The organism is Paenibacillus lycopersici (assembly GCF_010119935.1).
Lineage (GTDB): Bacteria > Bacillota > Bacilli > Paenibacillales > Paenibacillaceae > Paenibacillus_Z > Paenibacillus_Z lycopersici.
Genome location: NZ_CP048209.1, coordinates 892492 through 913365, shown reverse-complemented (window position 1 = coordinate 913365; position 20874 = coordinate 892492). Strand labels below are relative to the sequence as shown.

Below are 20874 nucleotides of genomic sequence, written 5' to 3'. Positions count from 1 at the left end.
ATTCGGTGGCCGTGGGACGGTATGACTGCCGCCGGCAATTCCAGAACGACCGGGAGGTGCTCGGAACCGATGCAGCTGGTGGTGTTGATCAAGCAAACGTTCGATACGGAGGAGAAAATCGAGCTGGTTGGCGGCGCCGTCGCCGAGGACGGCGTGAAATTCATCATGAATCCGTACGACGAGTACGCGCTGGAAGAAGCGCTTCGGCTGCGCGAAGCGCACGGCGGCAGCGTGACGGTCGTCTCCTGCGGCGGCGGGCGGGCGGCGGAGACGCTGCGAACCGCGCTGGCAATGGGCGCCGACGAAGCGGTGCTGATCGCGCAGGACGGCTTGCCGGACGACGGCAGCGCCGTCGCTGCGGCGCTCTCCGCGGCGGTGCGGGACCTGCAGCCGGACCTGGTGCTTGCAGGGCTTTTTGCCGTGGACCGGGGCGCGGGCAGCGTCGCGCTGCAGGTCGCGGAACGGCTCGGGCTGCCGAGCGCGTCGGCGGTGCTGAAGCTGACGGTGGAGGATGGCGGCGCGGGGGCCGGTGATGCGAGTAACGGGCGCAACAGCGGGGAGAGCGGCGGTCCGTCTTCGCCAAGCGGAGCCGCATGGGGCGGCGGAAGCGGAAAATTCGCCGTCGCCGAGCGCGATACGGAATGGGGCGTGGAGACGGTGCAGGTGCCGCTGCCTGCGCTCGTCACGGCGCAGCAAGGGCTGAACGAGCCGCGCTATCCATCGCTGCCCGGCATCATGAAGGCGAAGCGCAAGCCGCTGCGCCAGCTGGACGCGGCGGCGCTCGGCCTCGGCGCGGCGGATTTTGCGCCGCGCACGGAGCGCGTCGCGCTCCTGCCGCCGCCGGTTCGCGCGGCCGGCCGCAAGCTGAGCGGCACGCCGGCGGAGCAAGCCGATCAGCTCGCGGCGCTGCTGCAGAGCGAAGCGAAGCTGTTTTAGCGGAGCGGGCAGGTACGAGGAACGGTGAGTTGGGCTGGTGCGTTAGAGCAAGGTGGCCGGACAGCTACATGGTGCAGGGCGGGTCGACGATGCGTTGGAGTCAGTTGGACCAGACAAGGTACGTTGGCGCGGGTTGAGTTGAACGGGTGCGTTGAAGTCAGGCGGACCACCCAGGGACATGGTACGGAGCGAGTCGATCGTTGCGTCGGGGTTAGGTGGACCAGGCAGGTACATCGGTGCGGGTTGAGTTGAACGGGTGCGTTGAAGGGCGAGCCAGCGCGCGGGAACTAGTGACCTGCTCAGGTACAACATGGTATGAGGTGAGTCGATCGATGCGTCGGAGTTTAGGTGGTCCGTGAAGGTACATGGTGCAGGGCGGGGCAAGCCATGCGGGAGGACTAGATAGGCAGGAAGACAGCCTGATGACTGGCCGTTTCGTCGGAATTCCTGCCTACGGGCAGCTTTTCTCGCCGATAATCGGAGCTTCGTCGAAATTCCTGCCTGCGGGCAGCTTTTCTCGCGGATGACCGACCTTTTCGTCGATATTCCTGCTTGTGGGCAGCTTTTCTCGCCGATGACTGGCCGTTTCGTCGATATTCCTGCCTACGGGCAGCTTTTCTCGCCGATGACTGGCCGTTTCGTCGATATTCCTGCCTACGGGCAGCTTTTCTCGCCGATGACTGGCCGTTTCGTCGATATTCCTGCCTACGGGCAGCTTTTCTCGCCGATGACTGTTTTTCTCTGCGCAGGGCTGCGAATTCCTGCCTCTGGGAAGGATTTCGCGGTTTTCATGACCGTCTGCGGCGGATAAAGCTGCCCGAATGGCAACATTATCTGCATTTTTGTCAGTCTGCAGCGGATAAAGCTGCCCGAATGACAACATTATCTGCATTTTTGCCAGTCTGCAGCGGATAAAGCTGCCCGAATGGCAACATTATCTGCATTTTTGTCAGTCTGCAGCGGATAAAGCTGCCCGAATGGCAACATTATCTGCATTTTTGTCAGTCTGCAGCGGATAAAGCTGCCCGAATGACAACATTATCTGCATTTTTGCCAGTCTGCAGCGGATAAAGCTGCCCGAATGGCAACATTATCTGCATTTTTGTCAGTCTGCAGCGGATAAAGCTGCTCGAATGACAACTTTATCGACACTTTTGCCGGTCTGCGGCAGGTAAAGCTGTCCGAATGGCAGCTTTCCAAATTTAGCCACGACTTTTTTGCTATTCTGCAGCAGGTGTGTGAGGTTCTTTGCAAGTCTACTGCCGATGACCGGCCGCTTCGTCGATATTCCTGCCTACGGGCAGCTTTTCTCGCCGATACCCGGTCGATTCGCCGTTATTCCTGCCCTGCGGGCAGCCTTTCCTCGACTCGGCCATGCAAGCAAGACGCCGCGCATCTCCGTCGCGGCAGCAAGCTTCATCTTGTGAGAGGAGGTCATGAACCGATGACCGATACAACGCATGCAACGGCACTCGTCTATGCCGAGTGCCTGGATGGCAAGCTGCGCCGCGTGGCGCTGGAGGCGCTCGGCGCCGCGCGGCAGCTCGCCGGGGACGGCAGCGTGCACGCCGTCCTCGCCGGCGGCGGGCCCGGGGCGGCGCTGCGGGAAGCCGCCGCCGAGCTCGCCGCCCGGGGGGCGGGGGTCGTCCATGTCGTCGACGACCCCGCCCTGGCCGGCTATGCGCCGGAGGCATACGCCGCCGCCATCGGCGCCGCCATTGCCGCGGCGCGGCCGAGCTTGATCGTGCTCGGCCACACCGCGGCGGGGCGCGAGCTCGCGCCCCGCGTGGCCGCCAGCATCTGCGGCGGCCACGTCGCGGACGTAACCGCCATCGACCTGCCGGACGAAGGCGGCGCGGCCGCGCTCTTCACCCGCCCGCTCTACGCCGGCAAGGCGTTCGAGCAGCGGCGGTTTCTTCCCGGCGCGCCGCAGGTCGTAACGGTGCGCCCCAACAACCTGCCCATCGCGGAGCCGGTGGCACCCGGCAGCGAGGGCGTCATCGCGCCGCTGCCGTACAAGGCGCCGCCGCTCTGGACGGTCGTCCGCGGCATCGCGCGCAAAACCGGCGGCACGATCGATCTCGCCGAGGCGGACATCATCGTCGCCGGCGGCAGAGGCGTACGGAGCGCGGAAGGCTTCGCGCCGCTTCAAGCGCTTGCCGACGTACTGGGCGGCGCGGTCGGCGCCTCGCGCGGCGCTTGCGACGCCGGCTACTGCGACTACGCGCTGCAGATCGGCCAGACCGGCAAAACCGTCACGCCGAAGCTCTACATCGCCTGCGGCATCAGCGGAGCGATCCAGCATCTCGCCGGCATGAGCCAATCCCGCGTCATCGTCGCCATCAACAAAGATCCCGACGCGCCCATCTTCGGCGTCGCCGATTACGGCATCGTCGGCGATTTGTTCGAAGTTGTGCCGCTGTTAACCGCGCGGTTCGATACGCTGCTGAACCAGACCGGCTGAGTCCCCGCGCGCCGTCCGTCAGCCGGGAGCCAAACGGCTCGCATCAGGCAGGCGCGCAGCTCCCCTCACTTGAAGAAGCCTACCCGCAAACAAAGACGCCCCCGAAAACGGGAGCGTCTTTGCCTTTCCATGCCTTCCATGCTTTTCGTGTTTTCATGCCTTCAAGCTTTCCATGCCTTCAATTCTTTTCGTGTCTTTCATGCTTTCACGCCTTGCATGTTTCCATGTTTTCCATGTTTTGATTGCTTTCCATGCTTTGAATGCTTTCCATGACTGCGCGCTTTCGCGCTTTCATGGTCTCCATAATTTCGTTGATTTCATATTTTCATTGCTTCCACGCTTTCACGCTTCCGCGTTTCCTTAATTACACAAGTCCCCATGCTTCCCACTACCGTTGACTTGCCAATTCCGTGCTCTCTATTACCTCTTCCTTTACCTCTTTCTTTACCTCTTCCTTGCCCCTATCCACGACCCGCTGCCGCTTGCCTTCGAACGCTTACTTCGTCATCAGCTGGAACAGCACGGCAATCATCTTGGCCGTCTCTTCGCGCGTCGCGAATTGTTTCGGCGCGAACAGCGTTTGGCTGCCGCTCGTTATGCCGTTTATAACGCCCGCTTGCTGTACGGCTGCCGCCGCTTGCTTCGCATATGCCGAGATGCTGGACGCATCCGCGAACGCAACAGGCTTCGCCGTTGCCGGCAGCTTATAGCCCATAGCGGCGGCGTAACGCGCGATCATCGCGACCATCTGCTCCCTCGTGATGGTTGCGTTCGGATTGAATCGGCCTTCGGACACGCCGCTTGCGATGCCCTTCGCCGCCGCCCACGCCACGGATTGCGCGTAGTAGGCATCGGCGCCGACGTCGCCGAACGCGCTGCCTTGATAAGCTGACAGATCGGCTCCGGCCGCACGGGCCAGAATGAGCGTGAAATCGGCTCGCGTCACGTTCGCTTTCGGCGAGTACATTCCCTCGTCCGTGCCTTTGATGATCGTTCTCGCAGCCAGGTACACGATCTGATCCTTCGCGAAGCTCGCTGCGATATCGCCGAACTTCACTTCGTTATAACCGACGGCGTAATTCGAGAAGTGCTTCACCGAGAACGTCAGCATGCCCGTCGCCGGATCGTAATTCGTTTGCGGCACCATCACGATATCGCCGTTATCCGCAAGGTAATACATGACGATGGCGCTGCCGTTCTCTCCGGCAGCCGGCGTATAGGGAACGCTGATGTTGACCGTGCCGCCTTTGAAATCCGTCACCTTGCTCCCGTTCGACGACACCGTGAACGAATACACGGGGCGGGAACCGATCGTTTTCAAGACTTCCTCTTTGGCGGAGGCCGGCAAGTTCGCTGTCAGCTCCGACAGCTCGACCTTGGCTGCGGAGATATCGACGTTGCCCGACGGAGCGGCACCGGAGATCGTCCCGAGCGCCTTCCGGTCGAACGCAACCTGTGCCAGGCCCGAATCGATCTTAAGCGAATCCGCCTTGCTGCCCGCAAGCTGGTTGATCGCCGTTGACGGCAGCGTAACCGTGTTTTTCTTCGCATTCGCGCCGGCAACCGCCTTGATTTCGACCTGCTTCGCGCCGCCTGCATTCAAACTGGACAACGCTTGCGCGATTTGCTCGCTGGAGACGGTCGCCGTCGCTTGGCCCGAGCTGTCCGTAACCGTTGCGACTTCCGTCGTTACAGTGCCGCCCGCCGCCGGCAAAGTGCCGTTCCCGCCGGTTTGTCCCGGGTCTGTCGTTACAGGGTCCGTTGGTCCCGAACCCGTCGGGCCTGAAGGATTCGAAGGCGTGCTCGGCCTGGCGGTAACCGTAACCGTCGCCTGCGCCGTCGCGTAACCGTCCGCGCTCGTCGCCGTAATGACGGCCGTGCCCGCGCCTACCGCTGTCACGTTGCCGTCTGCATCCACCGTCGCAACGGACGGTTTCGAGCTCGTCCACGTTACCGTTGCCGCGCTGCCTCCCGCTGCCGTTACCGACGCGGCAAGCTTCTTGGCGCTGTCGCCGACTTGCAGCGACAATGCGCTTTGATCCAGCGTCACTTTCGTCACGTTCATCTGCAGCACGGTAACCGTACCGCCAACCTCGTTCGCGACGAGAATAAGCGGCAATCCCGTCGGACTGTCGGCCGCCGGAATAAAGTCGATGCCTTCCGGACCGCTGTCCGTTTGCGGCGGCACTTTGCCGGCTCCCGCTGCATTGAAATCGCGGGTGTTGATGTAGTTCGCGAATACCGGATGCGCCGGATCGGTCACGTCGTATGTCATGATGCCGCTGATGCGCTCAAGACCGATGAACGCGAACGCTTTGCTGCCGACCTTCCCGACCTTCACGTACTCCGGTTCCGGGCCTTTCTTCGGACTGCGCTTGTCGAACGAAACGTCCTTATGATCCGAATTGAAATACGCCGGCAGCCGCTGCGCCGTGATTTTCTCGAAATCGTTATGGCTGTCGTACACCTGCTCCATCGTCGCCGGGTTCCAGATGGAGAACGAACGCGCCCCGAAGAGGTAGATGCCGTCCGGTCCCATATCGCTCGGAATCTCGACGCCGTCGTACCTGGCCGTGGTCGCCAGGAATTGCGCCGCGGCGGAAGCCGGATCCAGCTTGCCCTTCATCTCCCCGATGGTCGAGACGTTCGTTCTTACGCCCGCCCAGTCCGTGCTGTCGCCTTCATTGGCCGTGAACAGGTACGTGTCTCCGTTCTCCGTCGTATACGTATCGATACCGTCCGGCATGTACATGCCCTTGAACGGCACGTTCTCGAAATCGATCGCGTTGTCCTTCACCAAATCCAGCGCGTTCGCCGGATCGTTCAAATCCTTATAACCCAGTCCTTTCACGGACGTTACCGTTCCCTGCGCAATGTCGATCGTCCCGATCGCATTGCCTTCCTGCAGCGATACGTAGGCAGTCGACTCGTCCGCCGACAGCGCGATGTATTCCGGTTCCAGGTCATATACAGCTGCCGCTTTCGATGCTGCCGGCCCCGCGATGACATGGCTGCTGTCCGGCGTGCCGCGCAAATGCACATTGTCGGCGATAACGCTCGGGTCGTCGAACTTCACATGCTTGACCGTGCCGGCCACCGTATCGGCAATCGTGACGCTGCCTTCCGGATCGACATCGCCCCGGCCTTCGGCTTCGTCGGCCGTCAGCACGTACCTGCCGTCCTTCGTCACTTTGATCATGTCCGGCTGTACGCCCGCTTCGTACGACTTCACGAAATGGCCGTCGTAATCGAAAACGAGGATGGCGCCGTTCTTCGCGTAATCATGTTCCTGGATGGCCGCATACACCAGATCATGCCCGGTATCGATGTCCACGCTCGTGAAATCCCCGTAGACGAAGCCCGGCAGATGCTCCGCGACCGCCGTCTCGATGTTGATTCGATTCGCGTCCTGGATCGGCGCGCCGTTGCTGTCAAGGCTCACGATGTCCAGCGTCGCCGGCGCGCTCGAGCCGTTGACCGAGTAGAACTTATGGTTGTCCGGGTTGTACTTGACGATTTCGGCGACGCCGCCGTCGCCGTTCGGCACGCCGGCAATGAAAGATCCGAGCTTCGTGATCGCAACGGTATCCTGGATCTTAGCACTCACGTTAAACGGGAACGATTGCGTCGACGTGTTGGCCGGCGTCGCGCTGTCGGTTACGGTCACCACGACCGTATTGGACGGCGGCGCGTCCGCCGCAAGCGTGCCGGTAATGACGCCCGTGGACGTATTGATGCTCAGGCCTTCGGGCAGTCCTGTCGCGCTGTACGTATACGGTGCCGTTCCCCCGGTTACGGCAACGGTCGCCGCATAGGATGCCCCTTGCGTCGCTCCCGGCAGTGAAGCCGTCGTGATCGCAAGCGGGGTCTGCACCGGCGGCGCCGGCTCGTTCCATGAGCCCTCTCCGCTGTTATGCGGACCGTATGTCGCGGGCGCGCCTGCATTGCTTTTGTAATCGATCAGCTCGAAATCGTTCTTGTTATCGTCCGTATCCACGCTGTTGGCGCGGCGCAGCGCGATATTCTTGGAAGGGCCTCCGTCCTCTCTCGGATAATCGGCGCCCTCGTATCCGTCGATCGTGCTTCCGGCATCGTTGCCCGCCGCGCCGAGCATGTCCACGAAACCTTCCGGTTTGGTGACGGACGGATTGATATCCGCAGGATCGAGCAAATCCTGGCTGCTCATCAGCACGACTTTCATGCCTTTGTTTTGGAACGTATTCGCCGGCGTGCGCAGGAAATCAATGTCCCCCGCCTTCACGTTCAGTTTAATTTTAGGCTTAAGCGATGCGGAGGCCCGGATCAGATACGAGCCGTATGCCGGAATGGAACCGCTCAGATTCAGCTTCTCCCATGGGCCCGTCGGACCGGTCAACGGCAGGATCGCATCCGCCGTCTCCGTCTCAGGCACGTATTGATCCATGCGATCGGAATACTGAATCGACCATTTGCCGAGATCGATCGCTTCAGCCGTCGGATTGTACAGCTCGATAAAACCGTAATCGACGGCGCCGCCATCGGAAACGCCGGATCCATAATACTGATTGATGACGACGTGCGGAATTTCGACATGATAGCCGGTGGCGTCGTAAGGCGTGCCTGCCGTTATCGCGGACGCATCGGCCGCAGCCGGGATGACCGCCCCGAAGGAACCCGCCGCAATGACGCCGGACATGACCATGGATAATAAACGCTGCTTACTGGTTCGCAACTCTACTTCATCTCCTATTCTTCGTTCATCTCCCTGTAGCGTAATAGAGAAATGTATCGACCTTGTTAAGGAGATTTGGATTTCTTGTAAAAGTATAGCAAAAGGTTGTAACTAATTTGCATTTTCGCGTCATTAATCGACATGATGGGTACGACCATGAGTAGCGCCGGCTCGCCCCCCCTTGCCGCGATCGCATCGGGGGACGTTAAGTGATCGCAATACGCATGCCCCTACGATTCCCGCCAAGCGCAGCGGCGCAGCGCTTAGACCAAAAAGACGTTTCCAGTGCCGCGCGATCGCGGAACCGGAAACGTCTTCCGTTATAACAATCCTATCGTTCCTAACTAGGTGAAGCGCCCGGCAGAGACGAAGGCTTCGAAAACGCCGGACTTGACGTCCGGCCACTCCGGCTTGATTATGCTGAAGTAGACGTCGTCCCGAGGCTCGCCCGATGCGTTCTCGTAATTGCTTCTGAAGATGCCTTCCTGCTTCGCGCCGAGCTTCAGCACGGCCTTCTGCGATCGGACATTCTCGAGATCGACGCTGAATTGAACGCGATTGAAGCCGAGCGTCTCGAAGGCGTACCGCAGCAGTTCGAATTTGACCGCCTTGTTGATACCGGTTCCCCGATACGCCTTCCCGTACCAGGTCCAGCCGATTTCGAGCCGCTTGCTCGGAAAGACCAGATTGCCGAAGCGCGTCGCGCCGGCCACCTGACCGGACGCCTTGTCGATCACGATGAACGGATAGCCGCTTCCGTTCGCGCGGCATGCTTCCGTACTCGCGATATACCGCTTCAAATCCTCATCGCTTAGAATATGCTCCTGGGTGAACCGCGTGATCTCCTTGTCGAAGATGATTCTCCTCAAGCCGTCCTCGTAAGACGCATCGAATGGCACGACCCGTACGATCGGGTTCTCCAGCACGATATCCTGTTCAAAAAAAGCATTCCGCATGCGCAGCACACCTTCCTTCGCCGTTGTCGTCCTAGTCAGTATACCGCGTGGACAAGTCCGGCTTAATGAAGGATATGGCGGATCATTTGCACTTTTGCGTATATGTGCCCCTAAGTTCGTCTAGTCCGCAAGCTTGCGGAACGCCGCATCGATCAGCACATGCGCGAGCGCGAAGCTCGTGACGATAATGGCCGCGATGACGGCAAGCACCAGGACGATGGCAAGCGGCGACGCTTTCTTCCGCGCCCGCAGGCCCGCCGTCGACGGGCGTTCGCCCCGTTCCTCTTCCGCATGCATCGCATCCATCGCATCCGTACGCATAGCACCGCTCCTCTCATCGGAACGAGCCGTTCCGGCTATTCCTCATAGAAGAGCATATGCGGCTTCTCCGCCTTATAGTAGGACAACCGGTCCTGCAGCGACCCGGTATGCCATTCGAACTTATGGCCGTCGGGATCCGCGAAATAGACCGAACGCTTGTCCCGCTCATCCCGCTCGCGGCCCGGCAAAATCTCCGCTCCCGCTTCCCGCAGCCGCCGGACGGCGTCGTCGAATTCTTCGTCCTCCACCGTAAACGCGATATGCGTATACGACTGCCTGATTTCATGCCGGGGAACATCCGGCTCCGCGTTCAGCGCCAGCCATAGCCCGTTCAGGTCAAAATACGCGAGGCTCCGCCCTTGGACCAGCAGCTTCGCGCCGAAGACGTCCCGGTAGAACGCGATCGACCGTTCCAGGTCCGACACGGAGAAGAGCAAGTGATTGATGCTGCCCGGTTTCATCGTATCGCCTGCTTACGCGCCGTAGGCCTTGAAATCGATTTCCAGAAACCGCGACACTTCCGGTACCCAGCGGTTGTCCACGAAATCCACGTGCACGGGATGCGCGTTGTACGCTTCATAATCGGCCTGGCTGTTGAAAATCATCGAGAAACCGTAGTCGTAATCGTTCTTCGGGCTCACCTGCTTGAACACGCTGAACCGGTTGACGACCGGAATGGAGCTCAGCAGGCGCTCGCCGTCCCGCAGGAATTGCTCCGCCGCCTCCGAACCCGCTTCATGCTTCAAATTGAAAATAACCATATGCTGTATGCTTGTTTGTTCCATCGTTAATTCCTCCTCGTATTCGTCGATCCGCGAACCGCAGCCTGCGCGACGCGCGGTTCTATTCGTTCCATTCTCGTTCCACTGCGATAAGTTTGTCCCCGTCGAACGTCATCCGGTACGCGTCAGGCATCGTCAGCCGTTCCCAGAACGCATAATCGAACCGCTCCTCGTATGCCCGCAAGATCATCGTCATCAAGCTGCCATGCGTACCGGCGACGATCGTCTTGCCTCGATACCGGCGCACGATGTCCTGCACGGCCAGAACGCCCCGCGACTGCGCCGCGCGGAACGACTCTCCGCCGGGAAGCGCGGCATCCGGGTCCGCGAACGAATTCGCAACCGCTTCCAGAAATGCAGCCCGCGGCAAAATTGCGTCTCCGCCGTGCAGCTCCCGTTCCCGCAACTCCTCGATCAATCGCACCGGCAGACCTCGCCCGTCCGCGATACCCTGCACCGTCAGAACCGCCCTCAGATACGGGCTGGACACGACGGCGTCGATATTCGTCCCGCCGAACGCGGCCGTCAGCCGAAGCACGTCCTCGCGGCCCCGGTCCGTCAATCCCCGCGTGCGGTCGGCGCCGAGATGCACGGACGATTCCGCATGGCGGACAAGCAGTACGCTCGTCTTCATTTTAAGTCCCCCTTCCCGCCCGGGCAAGGCTATAATTGGGTATAATCCACATATTAGCATATCACCGTCAGCAGGTGACAAGCCGGCCATTCATGCCCTCTGCGACGGCAAAGGAGGAACAGCCATGCTGGACAATTATCGATTAAACGACAAAAGCCGCATATCCCTTGCGGATTTCGACCCCGAGGACACGGCAGGCATCGCGAGCAAGGACGAGATCGAGGCCGAATTCGAAGCGCTGAAGGAGAAGCTGACCGAGCATCAGGAGAAGCTGTTCGCGGGCAAGACGAACGGCCTGCTTATCCTGTTTCAGGGGATGGACTGCAGCGGCAAGGACGGCGTCATCAAGAAGGTGCTTGCCGGCCTCAATCCGCAAGGCTTCCGCGCCGAGAGCTTCAAGAAGCCGACGGCTGACGAAGCGGCGCATGATTTTCTGTGGCGCGCGCACAAGGTCGCGCCGGCCCTGGGCGAAATTGCGGCCTTCAACCGCTCTTATTACGAAGAGGTGCTCATCACGCGGGTGCACGAGCGTATCGACGGCAAGGAAGCGGGCCGGAGGCTGAAGCATATCGGGCATTTCGAGAAAATGCTGAGCGACGGCGGCATTACGCTCATCAAGATTTTCCTGCACATCTCGCCGGAGTTCCAGCTTCGCAAAATCAAAGAGCGGATGGAGAAGCCCGAGAAGCTGTGGAAGTTCGATCCCAGCGATCTGGAGGAGCGAAAATATTGGAAGGCGTACGCCAAAGCGTACGAGCAGGCGTTCAAAGCGACCGCGACGAAACGCAACCCGTGGTACATCGTCCCCGCGAACAACCGCTGGTTCCGGGACTACCTCGTGCTGCGGATCGTGGAATCCGCGCTCGGCTCGATGGACCTGGCCTATCCCGAGGTGGACATGTCGCAGTTCCGGGCGGCGGCGGACATTGACGAGACCGCGGGCTTGTAAGCAAGCATTTTGCAAAAGCGCGGGTACAAGTATGAATTGCAAGCCGTCAAACATTTCAGCGGCTGCGATTTTCGAGTTGACATCCGCTCTTCGGGAGAGTATAACAAATATAAATCACGACATGACGATAATTCGTAGATGGGAACACGCGCTTTACGCACTTGGCAATCCCCAGAGAGTCGGCGCCCGCTGCAAGCCGACGTTTGCCCGCGAATGACGCATCCTCCCTGAGAAGCCGCGCCGAACCGTTCGGGTCCCGTACCTGGACGATGCAGTAAGCCCGGACGGAATCCGCCGTTATACGGAGCGCGTATGATGGTACGCGGCAGAAGAGCCGTTTCGCTCGCAGGCATGCAGCGCGAGGCGGAAGTAGGGTGGTAACGCGAGAGCTATCTCGTCCCTTAGGGGACGGGATTTTTTTATTTTATTCGGATATCGGGATGCAAAAGGAGAGGTTACTGATGGGGAATGAACGAAACTATGAGGCGCTGACGGTAGGATTGACGGAAATCGCGCAAGCCCAATTGCATGTCAAGGAAGTATCCGCGCGGACGCCCTTGCAGCAGAACCGCGTATTGTCCAAGCGGTACGGCTGCAACGTCCTGCTCAAGCGCGAGGATTTGCAGGTCGTCCGCTCTTTCAAGCTGCGCGGCGCCTATCATCTGATCAAATCGCTGCCGGAGGAACGGCTGATGCGCGGCGTCGTCTGCGCAAGCGCGGGCAACCACGCGCAGGGAGTCGCCTATTCCTGCCATACGCTCGGCATTCCAGGCAAAATCTTCATGCCAAGCACGACCCCCCGGCAGAAGGTCAACCAGGTCGCGTTCTTCGGCGGCCCTAACGTCGAGGTCATCCTGACCGGCGATACGTTCGACGACGCCTTCCGGGAAGCGATCGAAGCGAGCCGCAAGGAAGAGCTTGCGTTCATCCACCCGTTCGACGATCCCAAGATCATCGCGGGCAACGGTACGATCGGCAAGGAAATCATGGAGGCGATCGAAACCGTGCCGGACTACGTGTTCGTGACGATCGGCGGCGGCGGGCTTGCGGCAGGCGTCGCGGCTTACATCAAAGCCGTCTCCCCGTCCACGAAGCTGATCGGCGTCGAACCGGAGGGCGCGCCGTCGATGCGGGTCTCGCTCGATGCCGGCGAAGTGATTCCGCTGGACACGATCGACAAGTTCGTCGACGGCGCCGCGGTCAAACGCGTCGGGGATCTGACGTTCCGCATGTGCCGCGAGCTGCTCGACGACATCGTGATCGTGCCGGAAGGCAAAGCGTGCACGACGATGCTCGACCTGTACAACGAGAACGCCATCGTCGCGGAACCGGCCGGCGCGCTGCCGATCGCGGCGCTCGATCTGTACCGCGAGCAGATCAAGGGCAAGACCGTCGTCTGCATCGTCAGCGGTGGCAACAACGACGTCGACCGGATGCAGGAGATCAAGGAGCGCTCGCTCGTATTCGAAGGACTGAAGCATTACTTCATGGTCAGCTTCCCGCAGCGCGCCGGCGCCCTGCGCGAATTTCTCGACGAGGTGCTGGGGCCGGACGACGACATTACGCGATTCGAATACACGAAGAAGCACAACAAGGACAACGGCCCGGCTCTCGTCGGCATCGAATTGAAGTACCGCACGGATTACGAGCCGCTCCTCGCGCGAATGAACCGCAAAGGGCTCAGCTACGTGGAGCTGAACAAGGACCCTGTCCTGTTCAACCTGCTGATCTGAGGCTGGCTGGGCAGCAGCGGCGGCAACAATTCGGCCGCTTCGCCTCGTTCGCGGCCGAATTGTTGCCATGGCGGCAGCTTTTGACGGCGCTTCGCCTCGCGCGCGGCCGAATTGTTGCCATGGCGGCAGCTTTTTCCGGAGCTACGTCTCGCGCGCGGCCCAATTGTTGCCATGGCAGCAGCTTTTGACGGCGCTTCGCCTCGCGCGCAGCCCAAAAGTTGCCATGGCAGAAGCTTTTGCCGGTGCTTCGCCTCGCGAGCGGCCGAATTGTTGCCGCGGCGGCAACTTTTGCCGGCGCTTCGCCTCGCGCGCGGCCGAATTGTTGCCACGGCAGCAGCTTTTGCCGGTGCTTCGCCTCGCGCGCGGCCCAATTGTTGCCACGGCAGCAGCTTTTGACGGCGCTTCGCCTCGTTCGCGGCCCAAAAGTTGCCATGGCAGCAGCTTTTGCCGGTGCTTCGCCTCGCGAGCGGCCGAATTGTTGCCACGGCAGCAGCTTTTGCCGGCGCTTCGCCTCGCGAGCGGCCCAATTGTTGCCATGGCGGCAGCTTTTTCCGGTGCTTCGCCTCGCGAGCGGCCGAATTGTTGCCACGGCGGCAACTTTTGCCGGAGCTTCACCTCGCGAGCGGCCCAATTGTTGCCACGGCAGCAGCTTTTGCCGGAGCTTCGCCTCGCGAGCGTCCCAAAAGTTGCCCCAGCGGCAGCTTCTCCCGGCGTTTCATCCACCCGCGGCCCAATTGTTGCCCCAGCGGCAGCTTTTCCCCGCGCTTCACCCACCTATCGAACAAGCCTTGAAACACCGCTTCCCCCGGTGTCTCAAGGCTTGTTTGGCAATTCCTTACAAACCCTTCACAATCCGCTGACCACCCTGTGACATTCGCGCGCTATGCTTTCGGCAGGAGGTGTTTTTCCCCGATGAAAATCATGATCCTGTACGCCTCGTTCGGAGACGGGCATTGGCAAGCCGCGCGCGCCATCGGCGAATCGATCCGGGAACGCGGGCTCGGCGAGCCGATGCTTGTCGACTTGCTGGCCGAATCCCATCCGTGGATTAACGCGATGACCAAGCGGGTATATTTAAAGAGCTACTCGCTCATCCCCGGTCTGTACGGCTGGATATACGACCGGACCAAGCCGATGAAGCACGACTCCGTCTTCGCTCTCTGGCTGCATTCGTTCGGCCGCGACCGGCTGCGCCGGATTCTGCTGAAGGAGCGGCCGGACGCCGTCATCCACACCTTCCCCCTGCTTGCGATGCCGGCCCTCAAGAAACGGATCGGCCTCGACATTCCCGCCTGCACCGTCGTGACGGACTACGACCTGCACCGACGCTGGATTCATCCCGACATCGACCGCTATTACGTACCGACCGAAGATATGAAGCGGGAGCTGCTGGCGCTCGGCATTGCCGAGCGACGGATTTGCGTCAGCGGCATTCCGATCAAACGCGGCTTCCGCGCCGCCGTTCCCGACCCGGATATCCGGGCGCGCTACGGCCTCGACGCCGGCCGTCCCGTCGTGCTTGTCATGGCCGCCCCCCACGCCTCGCTCTCGGCGATGGCAGCTATGATTTCGCCGCTATTGGGGAATCCTGATCTTACCGTTGCCGTCGTCTGCGGCCGCAACGAAGCGCTGGCGGCCATGCTGCCGGCCCCGTTCGAAGCGGCGTGCGCCGAAGGCCGGCTGCGCGTCTTCGGCTACGTCGAGGCGATGCACGAGCTGATGGCGCTCTCGACCTGCATCGTCACGAAGCCGGGCGGCGTCACGCTAGCGGAATCGCTGGCGCTCGGCCTGCCTATCTTCGCCTATCGGCCGGTCCCGGGCCAGGAACGGAACAATGCGCGCTATTTGGCCGACAAAGCCGTCGCCTGCATCGTTCGCACGCCGAAGCAGCTCGCCCAAGAAATCGTTCAACTCATCCACGATCCCGTCCTGCTGGTGCAGCATAAGCTCCGCGCGCGCAAGCTCCGGTACCAGGATGCGGCCGATACCGTCGCCTTGGATTTCTGCTCCGGCTTGCATATAATGGAGAGGACATCCGTCCGCCTGTAAATGCCGCAAATTTCCGGGATCCCTGGATATGAAGGGGATGTGACCGTCATAAAACGTCTATTCGACCGCGAAATCGCACTTTTCTCCGTCATTCTGCTGTTCGTCGAATTCATCCGCGGCGCCGCGCTCATCAGCTTCCTTCCGATCTACGGCGAGAAGACGCTCGGCTTGTCGCTCGATATTATCGGCATCGCCATTACGGCGCACTATCTGACGGATACCGTACTCAAAATGTTCATCGGCTACCTGCTCGACCGGTTCTCCATCCGCTTCGTCGTTCACGTCGGCCTGCTGGCGTCCATCGCCGGCATTCTGCTCCTTCCGATAGCGGATCGGCCCTGGCTGTTCATCGCGGCATCGGCGCTGTACGGCGTCGGCATCTCGCCGATCTGGATCGTCTGCTTGACCAAAGTATCCAGCGACCGCCGGGCGATGCAGATGGGCTTCTACTATACGATCTGGTTCATCGGCATCGGCGGCGGTCCCATCGTCTGCAACGTGATCATGGACCGCAGCCGCTTGACCGCCTATTACCTGCTCCTCGCCCTTGCGGTGCTCAGCTGGGTGCTGTCGCTGTTCATCAGCAATCGGCGGGCTTCCGGCTCGGCCCCTTCGCTGCCCGTGGGGGAGCAGTTCGCGATTCTGAAAGACCGGCTGCGCCATATGCGGCTGCTGCTGCCCGGCATGGTGCTCCAAACGATGGGCGCCGGCATGCTCGTTCCCGTGCTGCCCAGCTTCGCGGAAGATAAGCTGGGCATGAACGGCGCGCAATATTCGTTGCTGCTGCTCTCCGGCGGCATCTGCACCGTGCTGAGCCTCATTCCCCTCGGGCGCTTGTCGGACATGCTCGGCGGCAAGAAATGGTTCCTCGTGCTGGGCTTCGTCCTGATCGGCGCGGCGCTGTACCTGATCTCGCTCGCGCCTCCGATGTGGATCTGCATCGCCCTCACCGGCATCCTCGGGCTCTCCTACGCGACGCTGCTGCCGGCGTGGAACGCGCTGCTCGCCAACTATGTGCCCCCGAAGCAGCAGGGGCTCGGATGGGGCATCTTCTCGACCGTCGAAGGCGTCGGCGGCATGATCGGCCCCGTCATCGGCGGCACGCTGGCAACCTTGGAAGGCCAGTCCGCGGTGCTCTTCTACTGCGGCATCATGTATGCAGCGATCGGATTGTTTTATATTTGGTTTCCGTTCCGTGCGTTCCATGACAAGGGACACGCGTAACGGCTTTGAAACCGGGGGGACGTGCAAGACATGCTATTGATCGAGAAATGGTTCATTCAGCTGAAGGGCATGGACCTGGAGCATCTCCAGAAGACGTTGGAGAGCTACTCCGCCTACGGACCGCTGCCCGGCATCTGCCTGCCGCTTGCGGAGTCCTTCATCCCGGTACTGCCGCTGATCGTCTTCGTCGCGGCCAACGCCAATATCTACGGATTGTTCCTCGGATCGCTTTATTCCTGGATCGGCGTCTGCACCGGCTCCTTGCTGCTGTTCTGGCTGTCCCGCAAGCTCGGCGGCCATTTCAGCGGATGGCTGCGCCGCAAGTTCCCGAGGGCCGGCAAGCTGCTGGCCTTCATCGAACGCCGAGGCTTCACGCCGATCTTCCTGCTCGCCTGCTTCCCGTTCTCCCCTTCCGCGCTCATCAACGTCATATCCGGTTTAAGCGGCATTCCGTTCCGCTCGTTCGTGCTCGCCATCCTGCTCGGCAAGGCGGTGATGATCTTCACCGTCTCGGTGCTCAGCTTCAATATCGGCGACCTGACGGAGCAGCCGTGGCGGATTCTGCTCGCGCTCGTCCTGCTCGCCGTCATGTGGTTCGGCGGCAAGAAGATGGAAAGCCGGTTCCAGCTCAAATAGTCCGTCCTGCAGAGAGGAGAACGCCCGTTACATGATGAATGCGATCGCAACCGCCATCGTGCTCGCCATTGCCGGCGTGCTCGTCGCCGCCATGATATACATCGTCAAGCTGTCCGCCGCCGATTCGGGCAAGACGTCGGAGCTGCGGCGGTTCGCGGAAGCGCTCTTCGGCGGCAATGCCGCCGGCCAGGAGGCCGCCGCCGAAGCGGAGGAACCCGCGGACGCGCGCGAACGGCTCGCGGCAAGCCGCGAGTCGTTCAGCGAGCCTTGCCCCGCCTGCGGCGAGACCGTCACGCAGCGGGATGCCGATTGTCCCGGCTGCGGGCTGCGTCTGGTTTAAGGATCTGAAGGCGCACATAGTTCGCTCGCTGCGGTGGCAAACTGAAGGTGGATTCTCATGACTTATCCCAATCAGGAGGATGATCATCATGTCGGGCGAACACCCTTCCCGCCAGCAGATTCAAGCAAGCCGGGCACAGTCCAAGGCGGACCGCTCCGGACAAGGCAAGGCCGCGGCCAGCCAGGCGCAATCCGGCGCCGACCGCGCCGCCGTGCCGAAGCACGGATTGTAAACCGGCAGCGCGTCGACACCACAGGCCGGTCGTACTCCCAGGCATCGTTACCGGTGCCTGTCGGAGTACGGCTCGCCTATGCATCCAAGGAGGCGAACGTTATGAGCGAACAGCAAGGTCATTTCGAAATGGAGCCGGTGTCCGGCGAACCCGTAGAAGTGGACGGCGTATATAAGAACGAATGGGGCCGCGAAGAGAAGCTGAACCGGGGCGACGTATTCCCCGCCGACCCGCAGCTCGGCACATCGGAATGGGAGCTCGTGCAGCTTGATTTCGATAACCATCACGATGGCATGACCGACCCGCGCCTCGTGCCGAAGAAGAAGACGACCGCGCTCGAGGCGCATCTGCAGCATCCGCGCCGCCATCCGGACGATACGAAGGAAAATTCGTAACCGGTTGTCCTGCCACGCAAGACCCGCGCCAGGCCGACGCTTCGCTCGAAGCGCACGGCCGGGCCGGGTCTTTTTCGTGAACGGCGGACACAATGAATTGACACCTTCCTCCCCGGAATATATACTGGTTAAAATTTTATCGCTCTTCGATTCGGCCAGCGTTCGCGCGCAACAAGTACATATGGGGGGAATAAGAATGAGCACCAACTTTCATAAGCATATCGGCGGCCTTGTCGCGACGATTGCCGGCAGCTACCGGGAGGAGCCGTACACCATCGCTCTGGATACGCAGGCGCTGCCTAACCGGGATACGGTCGTCGAAATCATCCACCAGCTGAGAGAGCTGCTTTTTCCGGGCTATATCGGCAAGCAGAACCTCGCCAACGCGACGATCGAGTACCATATCGGGGATTTGCTCATCGGCATCCAAGAGAAGCTGTACGAGCAGATCACTTGCGCGCTGAAGCATCAAGCATGCGGCAATCCGGACGGCCCGGGCGACGTGGAAGAACGGACGGACGCCATCATTCATCAATTTCTGAGCCGGATCCCGGCGCTGCGGAGCGTGCTCGCAACCGACGTGAAGGCCGCCTTCACGGGCGATCCTTCGGCCGAGAATACGAGCGAGGTGATTTTCTCGTTCCCCGGCGTATTCGCCGTGAGCGTCTACCGCTTGGCGCATGAGCTGTTCAAGCTGTCCGTTCCGCTTATCCCGCGCATCATGACCGAGTACGCGCACAGCATAACGGGCATCGACATTCATGCAGGGGCGCAGATCGGCAACCATTTCTTTATCGACCATGGCACGGGCGTCGTGATCGGCGAGACGACCGTCATCGGCAACCATGTGAAAATCTATCAAGGCGTGACGCTCGGGGCGCTGTCCACGCGCGGCGGGCAGACGCTGCGCGGAGTGAAGCGTCATCCAACGCTGGAGGACGAGGTGACGGTCTATTCCGGCGCTTCCATTCTCGGCGGGGACACGGTTATCGGCAAAGAAGCCGTCATCGGCAGCAACGCGTTCATTACGAAATCGGTGCCGGAAGGCACCAAAGTCAGCGTCAGAAGTCCGGAGCTCGTATTCAAGGGCCGGACGCCGCAGGAATTCAAACAGGAATTCATCGAAGATTGGGTGATTTAACCCGCGATGCCGCGACAGGCAGAGACAATGCGATAGGCAATGCAACACAGGAAACCACGCAATAAACAGGAACAACAAGAACGCCAGCCGCTTGTCCGCAGGGACAGGCAGTCTGGCGTTCTTTAATTAACGGATATTCAAACGACGGGCTCCGCCACCGTCTCCTGCCGCTGCTGCACCTGATCCGTCACCCGATCCAGGCGGCGCAGATGGTAGGCGTATTCCAGCATGGCGGACGCGACGAAGACGAGCCGCTTGTACTCGTCGGGATTCTGCTGCAAATAATCGCTGAGCTGCTTGATAAGCCGTCCTTCGCGCTCTTCCTCGGGCTCGATCGCGGCGGAGGCTTTCATTTTGCCCTCTAGCTTCAGCAGAATCTGCTCGTGGTACTTCACCAGCTCCTCGATCTGCCGGTCGAACCGCTGCGCCCACGTTTCGGAGCCGGTTACGGCGAAATAATGTTCCTCCACCGCTTCCAGCAGGTCCATCCCCTTGTGCAGCGCCTTGATGAGATGCCGGGACAGAATGAGCTGGCGGGCCCCCTCCTGATTGCGTCTGCGCAGGAACGGCCGCTCCTCCTCGAACAGGCGATGCGCCTCGTCCAGCTTGCGCAGCGTGCTCTGCAGCTTCTCCTTCTCGTCGCGGTGAACGTCCTCCTTCATCTCGTTGGAGATGGCCATGCGCAGCAGCACGGACAGCTTGGCATCCGCCTCGTACACCTGTGCCATGAACAGCTTGCGCGGACGCGGCGGGAAGATCAGAATGTTGACGGCGAACGCCGCGGCCATCCCCGTCAGCACCATGAGCAGCCGGTCGAGCGCGAACAGCCAGCCCTGCTGGTTGGTCGCTTCCATGACGGCGACGACCGTCACGAGCGTCAGGCCGACCGCGCTTTCCATCCGCAGCCGGATGCAGACGAGAATGACGATAATGCACACCATGCCGAGCGAGATCGCCGTGTGGCCGAAGAGGCGGATCGCGATCAATGCCAGCGCCGCGCCGAGCACGTTCGTCTGCACTTGCTCCACCGCGTGCTTCCAGGAACGGGAGATCGAAGGCTGAATGGTGAAAATCGAAGCTACCGCCGCGATGATCGGCGACGGAAAACCGAACAGATTGCTTATATATACGGCCAGCGCTACCGCCAGCCCCGTCTTGATGACGCGCGCGCCAATCGTCATGCGTAATTGCTCCTTCCCGGGAACAGGCGTTTCGCCGCCCGCAAGCACGCGGCAGGCCGTCCGTACAACCGATCGGCTGCGCTTCCGCACATCTCCTTATCGTCATCGTAGATTCTTAGCAATGGTTCAAGCATGTTCTTGTCTCTCCTCCTCCCGTTATTATAGACCATCCCCTGGCAGAAAAAGAAGT

At 60.9% G+C, this 20874-nt stretch carries 19 protein-coding genes; 12 read left to right on the top strand and 7 right to left on the bottom strand.

All coding sequences use genetic code 11. The features are described 5' to 3' along the window. Positions 1–69 precede the first annotated feature (69 nt). The 3 genes from GXP70_RS04085 (at position 70) to GXP70_RS04075 (ending at position 3400) form a co-directional block, all read left to right on the top strand. On the top strand, positions 70–936 hold the full coding sequence (locus GXP70_RS04085; RefSeq protein ID WP_162355295.1) for an electron transfer flavoprotein subunit beta/FixA family protein: 867 nt from the start codon (positions 70–72) through the stop codon (positions 934–936). Positions 937–1459: 523 nt separating this feature from the next. Continuing rightward, entirely contained in the window at positions 1460–1747 is a 288-nt protein-coding gene (locus GXP70_RS04080) for a hypothetical protein (RefSeq protein ID WP_162355294.1), read from the top strand. Between the two features lie 633 nt (positions 1748–2380). Next, the gene (locus tag GXP70_RS04075; RefSeq protein ID WP_162360280.1) at positions 2381–3400 is read left to right on the top strand and encodes an electron transfer flavoprotein subunit alpha/FixB family protein; all 1020 of its coding nucleotides are present in this window, start codon (positions 2381–2383) and stop codon (positions 3398–3400) included. A gap of 496 nt (positions 3401–3896) precedes the next feature. Here the strand turns inward: GXP70_RS04075 and GXP70_RS04070 are convergent, their stop codons facing one another. The 6 genes from GXP70_RS04070 to GXP70_RS04045 all read right to left on the bottom strand — a co-directional run bounded on the left by GXP70_RS04070 (position 3897) and on the right by GXP70_RS04045 (position 10804). Continuing rightward, positions 3897–8111, bottom strand: coding sequence for a choice-of-anchor I family protein (locus GXP70_RS04070; RefSeq protein WP_162355293.1), 4215 nt, complete (start codon positions 8109–8111; stop codon positions 3897–3899). Positions 8112–8455: 344 nt separating this feature from the next. Further along, positions 8456–9067: a GNAT family N-acetyltransferase gene (locus GXP70_RS04065; RefSeq protein ID WP_162355292.1), complete on the bottom strand. Its 612-nt coding sequence runs from the start codon at positions 9065–9067 to the stop codon at positions 8456–8458. Positions 9068–9187: 120 nt separating this feature from the next. Continuing rightward, a complete protein-coding gene (locus GXP70_RS04060) occupies positions 9188–9388 on the bottom strand; it encodes a hypothetical protein (RefSeq protein WP_162355291.1) in 201 nt (66 codons plus the stop codon). 35 nt (positions 9389–9423) lie between these two features. Next, complete coding sequence (gene fosB, locus GXP70_RS04055; protein ID WP_162355290.1) at positions 9424–9849, bottom strand: metallothiol transferase FosB; 426 nt, start codon at positions 9847–9849, stop codon at positions 9424–9426. Positions 9850–9861: 12 nt separating this feature from the next. Continuing rightward, positions 9862–10173, bottom strand: coding sequence for a Dabb family protein (locus tag GXP70_RS04050; protein ID WP_162355289.1), 312 nt, complete (start codon positions 10171–10173; stop codon positions 9862–9864). A gap of 58 nt (positions 10174–10231) precedes the next feature. Then, positions 10232–10804, bottom strand: coding sequence for a histidine phosphatase family protein (locus tag GXP70_RS04045; protein WP_162355288.1), 573 nt, complete (start codon positions 10802–10804; stop codon positions 10232–10234). Positions 10805–10928: 124 nt separating this feature from the next. Here GXP70_RS04045 and GXP70_RS04040 point away from each other — a divergent pair, with 124 nt between their 5' ends. From GXP70_RS04040 to epsC, 9 genes are all read left to right on the top strand, one after another. Then, positions 10929–11753, top strand: coding sequence for a PPK2 family polyphosphate kinase (locus GXP70_RS04040; RefSeq protein ID WP_162355287.1), 825 nt, complete (start codon positions 10929–10931; stop codon positions 11751–11753). 461 nt (positions 11754–12214) lie between these two features. Then, on the top strand, positions 12215–13486 hold the full coding sequence (ilvA, locus tag GXP70_RS04035; RefSeq protein WP_162355286.1) for a threonine ammonia-lyase IlvA: 1272 nt from the start codon (positions 12215–12217) through the stop codon (positions 13484–13486). Positions 13487–14398: 912 nt separating this feature from the next. Further along, positions 14399–15535 carry an MGDG synthase family glycosyltransferase gene (locus GXP70_RS04030; protein ID WP_162355285.1) on the top strand — a complete coding sequence of 379 codons (1137 nt, stop codon included), beginning with the start codon at positions 14399–14401 and terminating at the stop codon, positions 15533–15535. A 48-nt stretch (positions 15536–15583) separates the two neighbouring features. Continuing rightward, a complete protein-coding gene (locus tag GXP70_RS04025) occupies positions 15584–16759 on the top strand; it encodes an MFS transporter (RefSeq protein WP_404822347.1) in 1176 nt (391 codons plus the stop codon). 30 nt (positions 16760–16789) lie between these two features. Next, complete coding sequence (locus GXP70_RS04020) at positions 16790–17395, top strand: TVP38/TMEM64 family protein (protein ID WP_162355283.1); 606 nt, start codon at positions 16790–16792, stop codon at positions 17393–17395. 31 nt (positions 17396–17426) lie between these two features. Further along, the gene (locus GXP70_RS04015) at positions 17427–17735 is read left to right on the top strand and encodes a hypothetical protein (protein WP_162355282.1); all 309 of its coding nucleotides are present in this window, start codon (positions 17427–17429) and stop codon (positions 17733–17735) included. An 88-nt stretch (positions 17736–17823) separates the two neighbouring features. Next, entirely contained in the window at positions 17824–17967 is a 144-nt protein-coding gene (locus GXP70_RS29490) for a hypothetical protein (protein ID WP_192043413.1), read from the top strand. A 101-nt stretch (positions 17968–18068) separates the two neighbouring features. Next, positions 18069–18362, top strand: a complete 294-nt coding sequence (locus tag GXP70_RS04010) for a transposase (RefSeq protein ID WP_162355281.1) — start codon at positions 18069–18071, stop codon at positions 18360–18362. A gap of 196 nt (positions 18363–18558) precedes the next feature. Next, on the top strand, positions 18559–19503 hold the full coding sequence (gene epsC, locus GXP70_RS04005; protein WP_162355280.1) for a serine O-acetyltransferase EpsC: 945 nt from the start codon (positions 18559–18561) through the stop codon (positions 19501–19503). Positions 19504–19640: 137 nt separating this feature from the next. On the opposite strand, the gene GXP70_RS04000 is transcribed toward epsC, so the two are convergent. After that, the gene (locus GXP70_RS04000) at positions 19641–20684 is read right to left on the bottom strand and encodes an FUSC family protein (RefSeq protein WP_162355279.1); all 1044 of its coding nucleotides are present in this window, start codon (positions 20682–20684) and stop codon (positions 19641–19643) included. Positions 20685–20874 lie beyond the last annotated feature (190 nt).